Below are 15,973 nucleotides of genomic sequence, written 5' to 3'. Positions count from 1 at the left end.
TTGAAATTAACTTTTGTTAAATTCAGGGTATGCTTCCATACCACACTCAGCTATATCGACCCCTTCGTATTCTTCTTCTTCGGTAACTCGAATACCCATGGTAGCTTTCAAAATAGCCCACACAATGAGCGACGCCGTGAAGACCCATACGAAAATAGTTAACGCGCCACCTAATTGACCAAGGAAAGTCGCGTCGGTAGTCAGTGGTACTAACATTAACCCCAGCAGGCCACATACACCGTGTACTGAAATGGCACCAACTGGGTCATCAATCTTAAATTTGTCTAAAGTCAGAATGCTGAACACTACAAGCACACCACCCATCGCACCAAATAAAGTCGCTAATATAGGTGTTGGAGAATCAGGACTTGCCGTTATGGTCACTAAACCCGCTAATGCACCGTTTAACACCATGGTTAAATCCGCTTTCTTAAACAAGACTCGAGCTAAAATCAATGCGGCAATCGCACCACCGGCTGCAGCAGCATTGGTGTTTAAGAACACAACAGCTACAGAGTTTGCGGTATCAACCGTAGAGGTTTGCAACACAGATCCGCCGTTAAAGCCAAACCAACCCATCCAAAGAATAAATGTACCTAAAGTAGCCATGGGTAAGTTGGCACCTGGTATAGCATTCACTTCACCATTAGCGCCATATTTGCCCTTACGAGGCCCTAATAAAAGAACGCCTGCAAGCGCGGCTGCGGCACCCGCCATGTGCACAATGCCTGACCCTGCAAAGTCGGTGAAGTTTAGTTCATAAAGCCCAAAGACAGCTTCACCACCCCAAGTCCAGTTACCTTCCATTGGGTAAATGAAGCCAGTCATCACTACGGCAAAGGCCAAGAACGCCCAGAGCTTCATTCGCTCGGCTACAGCACCCGATACAATTGACATTGCGGTTGCAACGAACACTACTTGGAAAAAGAAATCAGCCGAAGGAGCATAGGTATCACCGCCTTCTACGCCATTACCGGTAATGCCCGACAAGAATGTATTTCCGAGCTCCGGATACATAATTGCGTAACCGCATACTAAATACATAAAACATGAGATTGCGAAAAGTGCGACGTTTTTCGTCAAAATTTCCGTGGTATTTTTTGATCTTACCAAGCCAGCTTCTAACATAGAGAAGCCCGCTGCCATCCACATAACCAGTGCACCACACACTAAAAAGTAAAAAGTGTCCAATGCATACTGTAATTCAAAAACTTCATTCATAATGACTCTCCAGGATTCTTATTTGATTTCTTAAATGGCTTCATGACCCGTTTCACCGGTGCGTATACGAACCGCTTGTTCAATCGGTGAAATGAAAATTTTGCCATCACCAATTTTTCCAGTATTTGCGGCATTGGTTATCACATCGATCGCTTGATCTACGATGTCATCAGGAATCACAACTTCTACTTTTAATTTAGGGAGAAAATCAACGACGTATTCTGCACCGCGATACAATTCTGTATGCCCTTTCTGTCGACCGAACCCTTTCACTTCAGTGACGGTTATACCTTGAACGCCGATTTCGGATAACACTTCTCGAACATCATCCAATTTAAACGGCTTAATTATTGCTGAGACCAATTTCATAACGCTGCTCCAATTTTTGCCACATCTTCTTATCTGTGGTTATTTTATCGGAGCGACTAGGGGAGACCTTGTTCACCTAGTCGCTCCAGGAATATACTGGTTACATTGCAAAGCACGATTGCAGAACACTGCGAAGGTTTGCATACTGTCTCTATAGCGAACAGCATGCCAACTCACACAAGCCTTTAATATCAATAACTTACAGCCGATTTGAAATATAAGGTAAACTAGTGCGCACCAAAACAATGCAAAAACACGTCGTAATACAGGGTGATTAATTAGCATGACCTGTTTTGGCGCATTCACTTTTTAGACACAATAAATGGGGCATTCCATGAAATTACCGAACGACGCAATTGAACAACTGGTCCAGCAAATCAATGAAGCATTAAGCCAAGGTAAGCAGGTAAAACAGGACATCCAGGAAAATATTAAAGCCTTGATCCAACAGCAGGTGACCAAGCTCGATGTTGTAAGCCGCGAAGAGTTCGAAGTGCAGCAACGCATTCTAGAAAATACGCGTGCACAACTTGATCAATTGCAACAACAATTAAATGATTTAGAAAACTCATAATATTCATACAATCACGGCTGCCATTTAAAAGCGAAATGACCTCTGACACTATAAAGATAAGCGTTATCCGTTAAGCTAAAGAACAAATCAAGGTTCAATGTTCAGCCTTCATTCATTTAGAACGGAATACAATGCGCTACGTTTACTCATGCTAAGGAGCTCAGCCATGACTTTTATTAATAAATCACTAGGGCTAAGTGTGTTAACACTCACTGTTGCCCTCAGTGGTGCCGCAATGGCAAAGGATACGCTAATAGATGTTGAAAACGCTCGAATCGGTGGTTTCGGCGGGCCAGTTTTTAAGGCCAGTCAAATCAAAAACACTGAAACATTCGAGTTAGGGGGCATGGGTGGAGCAACCTTTACCACTGGAAAGCACTCTATAATGATTGGCGGCGGCGGTTACGGCTTAGTCAATGAAATCAGCTGGGGTGTAAATACTCAGCTAGAGATGGGCTATGGCGGCTTGATGGTTGGTTACACCTATAACCCTGAAGCGTTAATTCATGTGGATACGTTTTTAATGCTCGGTGCGGGTGGTGCTTCGGTCATCGATTCACGTAATGCAAATAATCCAGAAGAGCTAGGCAGCTTTTTAGTCACTGAACTGACCTCTCAAATAGAGATTAACGTAACAGACTTTATGGAAGTGGGTATAGGAGCTAGCTACCGTTTAACCACAGACCCAGATATCACTGGCTTATCTGCAGCCGATCTGTCGAAGCCTGGTGTTCATATCAGCTTTCAGTTTGGATCTCTTTAGTAAATAGTTTAACCATAAAAAAACCGGCCTAAGCCGGTTTTTTTATACGCGAACCTTCTTGAGAAGATTTAAGCGACGGCAGCAGAGCCACCTTTACGACGAGCGATTAACAAGCCGAAAACGCCCATGCCGAATAAAGCAAAGGTTGCTGGCTCTGGTACTACTGTCCAATTACCCATTAGGTTATCGTTACCACAACCCATAGTGAAATGGCTGTAGAAAGTAGTCGATTCACCTAATTGCGCATAAAGTTCGGTTAAATCTAGGCTCATAGCGTAGTGATCACCACCTGCGAAGCCAGTTTCACGGTCAGTCAAGCCCGACTGCACAGACAAAGAGCCTGAACCTACTTTCTTGCCGCCATCTTCATATCGCCAAGGGCTAGAGCCTTCGTTTTGCTGGTACCAAGCACCCAAAACATCAGTATCTTCATCGATAGCAAGAATATCGAAAGAGCCTGTTGTGAAATCCAAGTCTAGTACGTAGTTATAGCCGTATTTGTTTTTCTCTGAAAGGTTACCGTTAGAACCACCGCGGTGAATATCGCCGTACAATGGTGTACCAGTAGACAAAAACAAATCACCAGAATCGAAATGGCCATTGCCTTCACCTTCGCCGTTAACGAAATCGTAACCGCCAACTAAAGTTAAAACGTTACCATCTACAAAGGTACCCTCTAAATCCCAAACTTGATTAGCAACCATGCCAGGCTCAACTTCCTGGTCTTCTCGATCACTCCACCAATTAGTTCCAGAATGGTTCTTATCACTAATGGTTACATCCGTTCCAAACATGCCGGCGTTTGCTTGTAACGCTAATCCTAGCGTGCTGGCCGCAACTAATCCTTTAATCCATTTGCTGTTCATCTTTAAACCTTAATAATGTTCAGTGAGTTTTGCATAGGTTTCTATATCAATAATCATGCCAACCTCAAAACCCCCGTAAAGTGTGGGGGTTGTCACAAAGTAAAGCTATCAGTGTAAAGATATTCGACACACTCTTACGCAACTCAAACTTTTATGTAAGGTTATTCGACAACGCTAAAACCAACTCACAATTTCAGAGAAGTTCTCATCATCGGTGTAGTCACTTTTCGACCAGCCTAAACGCACAATGACAAGGTTCTCATCTGGAATCACCATCACCCTTTGTTCGCGGTTTCCCATTGCGGCGTAAACGTTTTCGGCAAGGCTTGGCCAACGTTTAGTGGCATCGCCTTTATTCAGCCACCACTGGTATCCATAAGAGGCTTTATTGGCTGAAGAGTTAGGTAATAACGATTGCGCAACCCATTGCTCGGTGACAAGGCGTTGCCCGTTTAACTTGCCTTTATTCAGCATCAGCAAACCTACTTTTGCCCAATCGCGGGCACTGGCGAATAGGTAAGAGCTGCCCATTACCAACCCTTGTGCATCGGTTTCAAAGGTGACTGACGACATTCGCAGTGGTCTAAAAAATTGATCGACTAACGTATTAAAATCTTGAGCATTATTACCTGGCAATTTTTCATGCACCAGCGCTGAAAGTAAGTTCGCAGAGCCAGAAGAATATTGGTAATGCGTTCCAGGCTTATGTCTTGTTTTTACTTGTTCCAAAAAGCCTGCGGTATCTTCCGATTGGAATAACATTTTGGTAGCTATTTGACCCGGGTCGTATTCCTCTTCATAGGCTAAGCCATCGGTCATCGTTAATAGGTGCTTTAACTGAATGTCTTTGCGCTCATCGGTCCAACTTGGAAACAACTGGTTATCTTCAACGTTCAACATCCCATTCATTTCGAGCTGTCCGATCAACAATGCATTAATGCTTTTGGTCATCGACCAACCCAACAGAGGCGTATTTTCGTCGATACCCGCCGCATAAGATTCAGCAATGACTTTTCCATCTTTTACGACCAGTAATGCACGCGTATCGTGCTCAGCTTGATTGTCTTTTTCGAGTAATCTGTCGAGCTTTGATTGAATGTCTGGATCAATCGTAAAAACCACATTGCCTTTTGGCCATGCTGCTTGCGGAGCAATGATAGGATCAAATGCGATCGATTTTCTAGGATCATGTTTGTTGTAATCTAAATAACAACCAACACCCTCATGATAAGAAGCGCTGCGCGCAAACGGCCCTAAGGCGGCCACTACAAGCCTATTGTCTTGGTTATATTCGTAATTCAGTAGCGATAAAATTGGCGAGTACACTTTGATGTCGGCGGCGATTTTTTTCTCGTCAAACCCTGAGACGTATTTTGCCGAGCACGCGAGTTTAGCGCCGATGCCCGTGGCAACGGAAGGCGCATTCACTAAATACACCGGCGAATAGCCTAACCCCCAGTATGCAACGGCTAATAGTATCGCTATTAAAAGCGAGATACTGACTGATAATCTAACAAACCACTTTTTCATTCTTACAGACCTTTTTATTTTTATATAAGCCACTTTATCATTTTGTTTGCAGGCTTTAATACTAGAGAAAGCTTTTAATGATGAAACTGAACCAATCCATCCATTTAGAGCCGTTTACTCAGATTTAATTCAGTAAAACCGCTCTGTATTTCGGGCATAAAAAAACCGAGCATAGCTCGGTTTTTTTTAACGGTACAGACTAGTTTCGGTCTATAGCATTTAGCTCTCTAAACGCTTGCTCTAGGCGCTCTACCATACCTACCTGACCTGCGCGCAACCAAACACGTGGATCATAGTATTTCTTGTTTGGAGAGTCTTCACCTTCAGGGTTGCCGATCTGCCCTTGTAGGTAATCGTGGTTCTTGGCTTCGTACTCACGCACGCCATTCCAAGTTGCCCACTGAGTATCGGTATCGATGTTCATCTTGATAACACCGTAGCTAATAGACTCTTTAATTTCTTCAGCTGTAGAACCAGAACCGCCGTGGAATACAAAGTTCAATGCATTGTCTGGCAAACCAAATTTAGCAGAGCAGTATTTTTGCGACTCATCCAAGATAGAAGGCGTTAATTTAACATTGCCTGGCTTATAAACACCGTGTACGTTACCGAAGGAGGCCGCTATGGTGAAACGAGGCGAAACGGCAATGAGCTGTTCGTAAGCATAGGCCACTTCTTCTGGCTTGGTGTATAGGTCAGCGGTATCAACATCGCTGTTATCTACACCATCTTCTTCGCCGCCGGTGATGCCCAATTCAATCTCAATGGTCATACCCATTTTATCCATGCGCTTTAAGTACTCTGCACAGATTTCTAGGTTTTCTTCGATTGGCTCTTCAGAAAGATCTAACATATGAGAAGAGAATAATGGTTTACCGGTTTCAGCAAAGTGTTGCTCACCCGCATCTAACAACCCATCGATCCAAGGCAATAATTTCTTAGCCGCGTGGTCTGTATGTAAAATAACCGGAATGCCATACATTTCTGCCGCAGCATGAACATATTTCGCACCGGCTACAGCACCTTTAATCTGCGCTTCTTGACCGCTTAACTTAAGCCCTTTACCAGCATAAAAACCAGCACCGCCGTTAGAGAACTGAACGATAACAGGCGAGTTAACTTTAGCTGCAGCTTCGATTACCGCGTTCACAGAATCAGAATTCACAACGTTTACCGCTGGCAGTGCAAATTTTTCTTTCTTAGCGATTTCGAATATTTTTTGTAAGTCATCGCCAGAAACAACTCCTGGTTTAACTACGTCTAGAATCTTTGTCATAATATGCCCTTTTTATTTTCTGGGTTTTGAAGGTGATCGAATCTCACCTTCATTTAAGAATTTTATTGCGCAGCGCGCTGCTCAAGTATTTCTACTGCGGGTAGTTTCTTACCTTCAACAAACTCTAAAAATGCTCCACCGCCTGTTGAGATGTAAGAGAATTGGTCTTCCATATCAAATTTCTGAATGGCCGCAATACAATCTCCGCCACCGACAACCGAAAACGCATCGCTGGCTGCAATCGCTTCGGCAATAGCTCTAGTGCCTTTGTCAAAGTTATCAAACTCAAATACACCCGCTGGACCATTCCACAAAATGGTTTTGGCGTTTTTAATCACTTCGGCATAACGCGCTTCTGTTTCAGGGCCCAAATCGAGAATTTCCTCATCATCGGTTACCTGGTCAACACGCTTAATGGTCGCTACAGCTTTTTCTGAAAATTCTTGCGCCGTTCTTACATCGATTGCTTCTGGAATATCCAGCTCAGACATCAATTTTTGAGCTTGTGGAATTAAATCTGTCTCACACAAAGACTTGCCCACATTGTAGCCGCGAGCCGCCACGAAGGTATTAGAAATTCCTCCACCAACGATGAGCTGATCACAAACTTTAGATAAGCTCTCTAAAACCGTCAGTTTGGTTGAAACCTTTGAGCCACCAACAATCGCCACCATTGGGCGTGCGGGTTTATCCATGGCCTTGGCCAATGCTTCGAGCTCGCCTGCTAGTAAAGGCCCAGCGCATGCAACGGGGGCAAATTTAGCAACGCCGTGTGTTGAGGCTTGGGCTCTGTGTGCGGTACCAAATGCATCCATCACATACACATCGCATAGCTCAGCCATTTGTTTTGCTAAGGCATCATCGTTCTTTTTCTCGCCTTTGTTAAAACGGACGTTTTCAAGAATAACCACATCGGCATCACTATCGACACCGTTCAACCAATCTTTTACTAACGGGATGTCTTGCCCTAATAAATTACCCATGTACTTCGCAACTGGCGCTAACGAGTACTTTTCTTCATATTCGCCTTCGGTAGGTCGACCTAGGTGCGACATAATCATTACCTTCGCGCCTTTCTCCAACGCCATTTTAATGGTTGGTAATGAAGCCGTAATGCGCTTATCGGAAGTAACTTCACCGGCGTCGTTTAGCGGAACATTGAGATCTTGGCGAATAAGTACTCGCTTACCAGCAAGATCCAAATCGGACATCTTTATAACAGACATGGGTTTTACCTTTTTGTCATAATTAGAATCAGAAACGGCGGACATTGTAGCGAGAACCTGACCATTTATCACCCGAAATGTAGTTTTCTTACAAAAATGTTGACAGTAAACCGCAAACCTTTCTGATGAATTTCAGCGACAAACGCGCGAAAACCTTCTAAAATTAGGCTATCTACTAGAAATGTAACGGTTTTAGCGGCTCATATTTTTTACCATGAAACATTTAAAAAATAATTGCCGAGCTAAACCTAACATCCGTAATGGTTATATTTGCTCCAAAATGCCTCGAAAGCTGACTTAAAGGCCAAGTAATTAACGGTAAATTGCGGAAATTTTCGAATATATCTTTTCTAGTAGCAACCCAATAATCTCAGTTTATTTGCTCTGTATGGCCTATAAACTGATAACCATAGCCCAAAGACACACTTTTAAAAGGCCTCTATGAACGAGTCATCTATTTTCATTGGTATTGCAGGCGCATCTGCTTCAGGTAAAAGCTTATTAGCTCAAACAATTCACAGCGAGCTAGCCGCCGAAATGGGCACAGAGGCCGTGACCATCATCAAAGAAGACAGCTATTATAAAGAACGAAGTGACTTAACGTTTAAAGAGCGCGAGCAAATAAACTACGATCACCCAAACGCCTTTGACCATGACTTATTAATTAGCCACCTCGATGCATTAGCCAAGCAACAAACCATCGAAGTGCCTGTTTACGACTATACCGTGCACAATCGGTCCGATAAAACCACCACGTTGGCCCCTGCACGAGTGGTCATTGTTGAGGGTATTTTGTTGCTAAATGACAAAGCAATCCGAAAACGCCTTGATGCAAAGGTATTTATGGATACCGATTTAGATATTTGCCTATTACGTCGCTTAAAACGAGACATCGAAGAACGAGGCCGAACCGTCGATTCAGTGATCGAGCAATACAAACGCACGGTAAGACCTATGTTTATGGAATTTGTGCAACCCTCGAAACAATACGCCGACATCATCGTTCCGCGTGGCGGTAAAAACCGCGTCGTCATCGAAATGGTCAAAGCGCGCATCATCCAAATGCTGTCTAAATAACCTTACCCCTTTTCACTGCATCGTCCGTAGCAACTTGGGTTGCGCGGGCAGGTGTTGCCTCTTGGGCAAATAAGCTTAGCATCGGTATTTATAGCTCGGTCGACCCAATTAATATTCAATATTTTCGCCACACTGGCTAAATCTTTCTTCATTTTTCTCGGCACACCCGACAAACCATTGTTGGTGCTGCACTTATCACGCAACTCCTCGGCCATGGCCACCGCGTCACCGCCTTGAGCACTGATGGCTGGGTTTAAATCGATCCCTGCGCACAAAACATGTTTATTCCCAGCCATGTCGGCAACTCGAACCGATTCGCATACATAAATTCTAGGCTCACCATTGGTTTCTAAAATAGAGAGCTGCGCAGAAGGTGCGTCACTTTCTTCATTAATTTTGCGGAACACCGCCCAATGCTGACAAGGGTCTTCAACTTCTCGCATGTTCCCCCAGGGTAAAGGGATGCCGTTGCCACGATACACAGCCTTTAACTTACCCGGAGAATATGCATCAAAATAATGCCAATGCGAATAAGGTGACACGGCCGTCATACGGCGCATAGCGACAGAAGCCGACACCCCAACTTGCAAATGGCTTTCAATTTCATAGCCGGTTCGATCGAGCAATTGTCTAAAAGGAACTTTTGGGCATAACAATGCACCCGCAAAGAAGCTCGATTCGAAATCTCGCCAGGCTTGCAGAATGTCTTGCGCTTCAACATTCGCACTTTGCCTTTTTACAACCCCTTCTTTGTTGAAGTTGGCTCCGTGGTTCCCGCCAATCGTCATCACGCTTTTTAAGCTGTCTTGATTGTGCAGCACACTGTGTCCGATATGTGTGGCCAGTTCGTACTTTAATCGAGTTGGGTACAGCTTTAACAATTCATTCAAATAAAGAGTGTTCGGAGCTTCTATATAGGAAGAGACAATATTTTTTGAATAAACGCCCAACTCATCTATAGCGCCCATAGGCGGTTTATCAAACCAGCGAATCTTCAGCCCTTGTTTTTTCGCTAAGCGCATGAGCTCTTCGGCACTGATTGGCATTTGCTTTTGACCAATCTCTTCTGCAGCACGTTCTAGATCGGGGAAATGGTTTTGATGATGTTCTTGGTACGCGCGAATCAATAAGTGTGCAAACTGTCGGCCCGACACACCCGTCTGCGACAGCATTTCTGGGATAGCAATTTGTAAAATGTCGTTAGAAAACAAAAAGCCTGGCTCCAACGCCATACCACTGATACCTCCCCGACTGCCTTTGTTGGGGGTGATTTCATTTTCAACGGGCGAATCATCTAAAAACCACTCCACCGGTTTTTGAAACACCAGCGCAATGGTTTCAAGCATTTCTATACTTGGGACTCTCTTTCCGCGTTCGATCATCGACAAATAAGAAACCGAGGGTGCTGAATCAGGCTCATGGCGGATACAGCGCGCGGATAAGTCTTCCATGGTCAAATTATTTCGCTTTCTAAGGTTGCGTATTTTGGTGCCTAAAAAGTGCGATTGTCGAATGAGATTTTTCTTCACAGTGCCTCCAAATTAACAACCCCGCGATATCAGAGCGTTTTCACGCTTTTTTCGCAATTTGTCAAAAAGTGAAATTGTAAAATTCACAATGTGTAATTTCTTTTGTGAAATTTTAATCTTAACTTCACTAGACTGCCAGTTATCGGATCAAGGAACAAGCCATTGTCTTGGTCTAACGCAAAAACAACGAGAGAGAGAACATAAAATGACAACAGCACTTAAAAACAATAGCTTCGATACGTTCATTGACGAAGAAGTATCTTTAATTGGTGAGCTCAACCAACAACGCACCGCGCAATTGACCGAATACTCAAAGCGCTTCTTAGATAACCGCTTCCCATTAGCGAAGGGTTCTCACAGCGATGTTTGCAGCTATGTTGTTTACTTTAAACATGTTCTCGCCTTCTTTGAAGACGGCACAACAACCGGCTTACTCAAGCCAGCACAGTTTGTGGCCATGAGTGGACATAAAGACGAGCCGGAGTCGATTGTTTTACAAGATGAAGGTGCACACGTTGAAATCACATTCAATGCTAAAGGCACTATTGGCTCAAAAGACAAAGCGGGTATCGACGATATTCAGGTACAAACGTCTCAGCGCGATATTACCGCGGCGAACGATGAGCAAAGCCAATGGTTTAGCCTAATGCGCAGCGATACTCAAGTGGTGACCGACAAGCGTGGTCAAACGCGTTGCAACTACCGCACGGGTCCGAAAGAGTTTACCGACAAAAACGGTAACGAATACCGCATCAACTGATTTAGATTCTATAGAAAAGGCGAAACCCTCTCTCGGTTCGCCTTTTTTCGTTATGGCTCCAATCCCCATTCGATTTATGAACTGCCCCACATCCTGACCGGCAAAAGCTTGATTCGACAGTCAATTAGCGTAATTTAGATGCCATAAAAAAATAAGTCGCACAGACGACATCGCATCGAGGAAAAAACACAATGGATCAGGCGCGCTACCATCTGATTTTCGAGGGCTTCAAGCCCGACACCAATAAAACGGCTCTGGGTTACACATTAAAAACCGATCTCGCGCTCACCGACGCTCAACTGGCCGACTTAATGGCCGAACGACGAACCGTATTAAAAGACAATTTATCCAAAGAAGAAGCCCTTAAGTTAGGTAAGTCGTTGACGCAATCTGGTTTAATTATCAAAGCACATGCGCTGGCCGTGAACCAAAAGAACAACCAAGAAGATTTACGAAAACACTTGATGGATGGTGGCATTGAGCAATACTTTGCCAGTAAATATAAGCACGCCGATGACGAACTGGATACTCAAATCAGTTTACTCGTGTTGGCCGCTTTTCCTGTTGTTTGCTACTTATTGCTACCCTTTATTGGCTTATTGTTATTGATGCCTTTGTTGTCGTTCAGCATTTGGACGAGCCAATTAGGCGCGGCACTTATTCAATTGCTGATCGCTTCTATTTTCTTTATTCCGCTCATTTGGCTTAGACCTCGCCCCGAAACAGTAGAAGGCATCGATTTAGACCATGAAACCGAAGAATTAATGGTGTCACTGTGCAATGAAATGGCGCATTTTTTAGGTGCCCCTATATTTAATAGAATTGTATTGGTCGAAAACCCCGTCCTTAGAGTGCATCAGTCGCCTCTGCAATGGCTGAAAAAACAAGCCACTTTAGAGCTAGGGTTACCCGTTTTAGAAGCTTTAAACTTGCAACAGTTTGTGGGTTTAACCGCTATGAGAATGACACCCTGTGCGAGCACTTTTTATAACCGAACCTGGGGGCTATTTATACAGTGGTACCAAGCATTACGAGGACAATATAAACCTTGGGCCGTATTGCTCGATAACTGGGTTCTACCAATGCATGAGCATCAATACAACCGTGGGCTTGCAATTGCGAGAGACGTTGTAGGGCATGAAGAATCACTGCGTTTAAGTCGTATAGATAAAAAATTCACTCAAATGAACCGCGATTGGCCAGAATTCGTCGAGTTTTGCAAAACCTTAAGAGTGCGTGGTTCAGACTGGCACCAATTGGTAGCCAAAGAAGCCACCAGCGCAAAGCAAGATGACGAAATCCAAGCGCTGTTTCGAATGGAAGCCCCATCTATTTGGGCACTTTCAACGACGTCGGGCTACCAAAAATCGTTTAACCGCAGTGAAAACAAGCCACTCTTTACACTTCCTGGCGTGCGGCTTTGGCAGCAATTTCAACGCTATTACCCGCATCAAGAACGTTTCGACAGCAAATTGATTAAACCCGTCACCTTAGTGCCACCTTTAGAAGCACCAAAAAAGAAAAATGCCCTCAATAGCCTCATTTTAAACAAGCAGGCTCAAGACGTTCTTAATGCACAGCGCGTTAAAATTGAAAACGCGTTGAAAATGCATGCCAAACCGAAAAAAGAGAAAGACGTCGCCAAGCTGATCGCGAAGTGGCGTGCCACCAGTGCAAACTTTTGGCCAGAGGATTTTCAGCAGCATAAGCTATTTCCCATGGCTAAAGCTTTGTACTTAGCCCTGCAGGCAACCCAGCAGCTAGAGATTTGGGATATCGACAACAAATTACTCGACGCGAACCAACAAAACGCAAAAGATCACAAACTCACTCAGTTACATCAGAAGTGGTTAGAGCAGATCGCGCCTTTACCCGCCTTTCCGCTATTAAACAGCGAACACAAAAAGCTAGTAGAACAGCTAGCGCTGACGGCTCCTAGTAAAGATATTGCTAATGTTTCTGCACAGGAAATTCAAAACCTGTATCCTTATTGGCTTTCTTTCTTAACGATTTATTGGACTTACATCGTTGGTCAGATATTTGCGCCCAAAACACTCTCAGACGAAGCCGAGCAGGCCACACCTAGCGAGTAATAATGGTTTGATTCATGGGCGCTGGTGACATCGAGCGCCCTAGGGGAACTTTTCCAGCTCTTCGCGCTCTAACTTTTAATTATTAATTCATTTTCGGAGCAGTCATGCTTTCTCGCGTTACAACTAAATTTATCGGTTTACTATTTATTGGCTTACTTTGGGGCTGCGGTGCCAATGCAGACGTTCGCTCAGACGAAGAAGTTAAAGAATTGGTGCGCGAGTACCTTTTAGAAAACCCAGAAGTGATCATGGAAGCGCTTGTTATTTTGCAAGAACGAGAAGAACAAGCGAAAGCCGACGCCGCTAAAAATGCAATGGACAGCATGCAAAGCGGTCTAACTAACAGTGACTTAGACCCAGTTGGTGGCAACGTAGATGGAGAAATAACGTTAGTTGAGTTCTTTGATTACAACTGCGGCTATTGTAAACGTGCCGCTAATACGTTGACATCCCTTAAGAAAAACAACCCTAATTTACGCGTTGTATATAAAGAGTGGCCTATATTATCACCGAGTTCAGAAACGGCTGCGCGTGTTGCTTTAGCGGTAAATTTAGTATTCCCTGAGCGATATGAAGAGCTGCACTTCGCGTTAATGAACGCCACCAGCTTGCGTACAGACAACGCTGTTTGGGCGGTCGTAAACAAACTTAATTTAGACCGCAAAGCCATTGAAGCGAAGCTCAATGATGAAGCCGTAAATCAACATTTGGCAAATACGATGGCTCAAGCAAGAGCATTAGGCTTAACTGGCACGCCTGGCTTTGTAGTAGGCACTGAGATTATCCGTGGTGCGTTGCCTGAAAGCGAAATCCAAAAGGTGATCGACGCGCAACTGTAAGTAGCGAAAATCACACAGGCACAAAAAAGGTCACCTAGGTGACCTTTTTTTATACTCGAAAGAAATTACACCGAACGTTCCCATGTATCTCTTAAGCCAATGGTTTTATTAAAGACCAATGCACCCGGTTTTGAATCGTAACGATCAGCCACAAAGTAGCCTTCTCGTTCAAACTGAAACACCGATTCTGGTGCAACGTTGGCCAAGCTAGGCTCTACGATACAACCTTCTATCACTTCTAATGATGTTGGATTGATATGGTCCATAAATTCACTGTCGCCCTTATCGGGGGTTGGGTGGCTAAACAACCGATCGTAACTGCGAACTGTCGCTTTTACACCGTGCTTTACAGACACCCACTGAATAACACCGCGCGGCTTAACACCTTCAACGTTATTACCAATAGAACCTTCAACGGCCGTGGCTTTAATTTCGATTACATTGCCCGCTTCATCTTTCACATAATCATCTGCTTTAATAATAAAGCCGCCACGTAAACGCACATAATCGCCCGGCACTAAGCGTTTAAATTTCTTCTTCGACAAAGTGCTGTCTTCATTGAAGTCACCTTGATCAATATAGATTTCACGCGTGAGCGGTATTTTTCGTTCACCCATGTCTGGCTTTTGTGGGTGTGCAGGCTGTGTGACTACTTGCTCAAAATCTTCAGGTAAGTTGGTCAGCACTACCTTTAAAGGTTTAAGCACTGCCATGGCTCTGGGAGCGTGTTCGTTTAAATCATCACGAACTGCCGCATCGAGCATACCCAAATCTACTGTTGTGCCTACTGCACGGCTAATACCAGTAGCATTCACAAACGAAACAATAGACGCCGGCGTAAAACCACGACGACGCATACCGCTAATCGTTGGCATACGCGGGTCATCCCAACCTGCTACAACACCTTCATCGACCAGTTTTTTCAATTTACGTTTACTGGTGACGGTGTAGTTCACGTTCATTCGTGCAAACTCAATTTGCCGCGGCTTTGAAGGCACTGGTAAGTGTGCTAAATACCACTCATAAAGCGGACGGTGGTCTTCAAACTCTAACGAGCATAAAGAGTGTGTCACGCCTTCTAGCGCATCGCCTTGGCCATGAGCAAAGTCATAGGCTGGGTAAATTTTCCACTTATCGCCGGTTTGGTGATGCGTCACTTTACGAATACGATAAATAATAGGGTCACGCATGTTCACGTTAGGCGAAGCCATGTCGATCTTGGCACGTAAAGAACAAGCCCCTTCGTCGAACTCGCCTGCCTTCATTTTTTCAAATAAGGCCAAGTTTTCGTCAACGCTGCGATCACGATAGGGGCTATTTTTACCTGGCTCGGTTAATGAGCCACGGTATTCACGAATTTGCTCGGCCGAGAGATCACAGACGTAAGCATCACCGTTTTTAATCAGGTGCACAGCCCAGTCATACAAGGTATCAAAATAATCGGAAGTGAACTTCACCTTACCCGCCCACTCAAAGCCCATCCATTCGATGTCTTCTTTTATGGCATCAATGTAGGCTTGTTCTTCCTTTTCAGGGTTTGTATCGTCAAAACGCAAGTTTGTCTGGCCTTGGAAATCTTGCGCTAAGCCAAAGTTAATGCAAATAGCCTTAGCGTGGCCAATGTGCAAATAACCATTCGGTTCAGGGGGAAAGCGCGTCACGATAGCATCGTGCTTACCTTCTTTAAGATCCTTCTCTAGGATCGTACGCAAAAAATTTGAAGCGGTTGTTTCAGACATGTCTTATTTCCAAAAAATTCCAAGGCATAGGAACGGCTGATTATAACGATAAACGCCGCTAAGCATAGGGGTTTGTCGACTTATCGGATGAGTATTCACTGTTTACAGAAT

16 protein-coding genes are annotated in these 15,973 nt (G+C 44.3%); 6 read left to right on the top strand and 10 right to left on the bottom strand.

Going from position 1 to position 15,973, the window contains the following annotated elements:
• Positions 1 to 6: 6 nt before the first annotated feature.
• The 3 genes from QWZ13_RS03290 to QWZ13_RS03280 form a co-directional block, all read right to left on the bottom strand.
• Positions 7 to 1,221, bottom strand: coding sequence for an ammonium transporter (locus tag QWZ13_RS03290; RefSeq protein WP_377363277.1), 1,215 nt, complete (start codon positions 1,219 to 1,221; stop codon positions 7 to 9).
• Between the two features lie 30 nt (positions 1,222 to 1,251).
• Positions 1,252 to 1,590, bottom strand: a complete 339-nt coding sequence (locus QWZ13_RS03285) for a P-II family nitrogen regulator (RefSeq protein ID WP_216001718.1) — start codon at positions 1,588 to 1,590, stop codon at positions 1,252 to 1,254.
• Between the two features lie 72 nt (positions 1,591 to 1,662).
• A complete protein-coding gene (locus tag QWZ13_RS03280) occupies positions 1,663 to 1,896 on the bottom strand; it encodes a hypothetical protein (protein WP_290280522.1) in 234 nt (77 codons plus the stop codon).
• Between the two features lie 28 nt (positions 1,897 to 1,924).
• Between QWZ13_RS03280 and QWZ13_RS03275 the strand changes: the two genes are divergently transcribed.
• Both QWZ13_RS03275 and QWZ13_RS03270 read left to right on the top strand, forming a co-directional pair.
• Positions 1,925 to 2,164: an accessory factor UbiK family protein gene (locus QWZ13_RS03275; RefSeq protein ID WP_216001717.1), complete on the top strand. Its 240-nt coding sequence runs from the start codon at positions 1,925 to 1,927 to the stop codon at positions 2,162 to 2,164.
• A gap of 97 nt (positions 2,165 to 2,261) precedes the next feature.
• Entirely contained in the window at positions 2,262 to 2,927 is a 666-nt protein-coding gene (locus tag QWZ13_RS03270) for a hypothetical protein (RefSeq protein ID WP_290280521.1), read from the top strand.
• A gap of 68 nt (positions 2,928 to 2,995) precedes the next feature.
• Here the strand turns inward: QWZ13_RS03270 and QWZ13_RS03265 are convergent, their stop codons facing one another.
• From QWZ13_RS03265 to QWZ13_RS03250, 4 genes are all read right to left on the bottom strand, one after another.
• Positions 2,996 to 3,793, bottom strand: a complete 798-nt coding sequence (locus tag QWZ13_RS03265) for a PEP-CTERM sorting domain-containing protein (protein ID WP_290280520.1) — start codon at positions 3,791 to 3,793, stop codon at positions 2,996 to 2,998.
• Between the two features lie 174 nt (positions 3,794 to 3,967).
• The gene (locus QWZ13_RS03260) at positions 3,968 to 5,323 is read right to left on the bottom strand and encodes a serine hydrolase domain-containing protein (protein ID WP_290280519.1); all 1,356 of its coding nucleotides are present in this window, start codon (positions 5,321 to 5,323) and stop codon (positions 3,968 to 3,970) included.
• A gap of 199 nt (positions 5,324 to 5,522) precedes the next feature.
• Complete coding sequence (gene fbaA / locus QWZ13_RS03255; RefSeq protein ID WP_290280518.1) at positions 5,523 to 6,599, bottom strand: class II fructose-bisphosphate aldolase; 1,077 nt, start codon at positions 6,597 to 6,599, stop codon at positions 5,523 to 5,525.
• A 62-nt stretch (positions 6,600 to 6,661) separates the two neighbouring features.
• A complete protein-coding gene (locus QWZ13_RS03250) occupies positions 6,662 to 7,825 on the bottom strand; it encodes a phosphoglycerate kinase (protein WP_290283260.1) in 1,164 nt (387 codons plus the stop codon).
• A gap of 441 nt (positions 7,826 to 8,266) precedes the next feature.
• On the opposite strand from QWZ13_RS03250, the gene udk reads away from it, so the two are divergent.
• Positions 8,267 to 8,902 carry a uridine kinase gene (gene udk, locus QWZ13_RS03245; protein WP_290280517.1) on the top strand — a complete coding sequence of 212 codons (636 nt, stop codon included), beginning with the start codon at positions 8,267 to 8,269 and terminating at the stop codon, positions 8,900 to 8,902.
• 2 nt (positions 8,903 to 8,904) lie between these two features.
• On the opposite strand, the gene QWZ13_RS03240 is transcribed toward udk, so the two are convergent.
• On the bottom strand, positions 8,905 to 10,431 hold the full coding sequence (locus tag QWZ13_RS03240; protein WP_290280516.1) for a DUF3612 domain-containing protein: 1,527 nt from the start codon (positions 10,429 to 10,431) through the stop codon (positions 8,905 to 8,907).
• 88 nt (positions 10,432 to 10,519) lie between these two features.
• On the opposite strand from QWZ13_RS03240, the gene QWZ13_RS03235 reads away from it, so the two are divergent.
• Entirely contained in the window at positions 10,520 to 11,191 is a 672-nt protein-coding gene (locus QWZ13_RS03235; RefSeq protein WP_290280515.1) for an aldolase/citrate lyase/malate synthase family protein, read from the top strand.
• Position 11,192: 1 nt separating this feature from the next.
• Here the strand turns inward: QWZ13_RS03235 and QWZ13_RS03230 are convergent, their stop codons facing one another.
• The gene (locus QWZ13_RS03230) at positions 11,193 to 11,315 is read right to left on the bottom strand and encodes a hypothetical protein (RefSeq protein ID WP_290280514.1); all 123 of its coding nucleotides are present in this window, start codon (positions 11,313 to 11,315) and stop codon (positions 11,193 to 11,195) included.
• 67 nt (positions 11,316 to 11,382) lie between these two features.
• Between QWZ13_RS03230 and QWZ13_RS03225 the strand changes: the two genes are divergently transcribed.
• Both QWZ13_RS03225 and QWZ13_RS03220 read left to right on the top strand, forming a co-directional pair.
• Complete coding sequence (locus tag QWZ13_RS03225) at positions 11,383 to 13,284, top strand: hypothetical protein (protein ID WP_290280513.1); 1,902 nt, start codon at positions 11,383 to 11,385, stop codon at positions 13,282 to 13,284.
• Positions 13,285 to 13,388: 104 nt separating this feature from the next.
• Positions 13,389 to 14,123 (top strand): DsbA family protein, encoded by a 735-nt coding sequence (locus tag QWZ13_RS03220; protein ID WP_290280512.1) that lies wholly within the window; start codon positions 13,389 to 13,391, stop codon positions 14,121 to 14,123.
• Positions 14,124 to 14,188: 65 nt separating this feature from the next.
• Here the strand turns inward: QWZ13_RS03220 and QWZ13_RS03215 are convergent, their stop codons facing one another.
• On the bottom strand, positions 14,189 to 15,862 hold the full coding sequence (locus tag QWZ13_RS03215) for a glutamine--tRNA ligase/YqeY domain fusion protein (protein WP_290280511.1): 1,674 nt from the start codon (positions 15,860 to 15,862) through the stop codon (positions 14,189 to 14,191).
• Positions 15,863 to 15,973: the final 111 nt, after the last annotated feature.

The sequence above is a fragment of the Reinekea marina genome (genome assembly GCF_030409715.1).
GTDB classification, from domain to species: Bacteria; Pseudomonadota; Gammaproteobacteria; order Pseudomonadales; family Natronospirillaceae; genus Reinekea; species Reinekea marina.
Note: the sequence above shows the minus strand (reverse complement) of the source record. Positions and strands in the feature narration are given on the sequence as shown.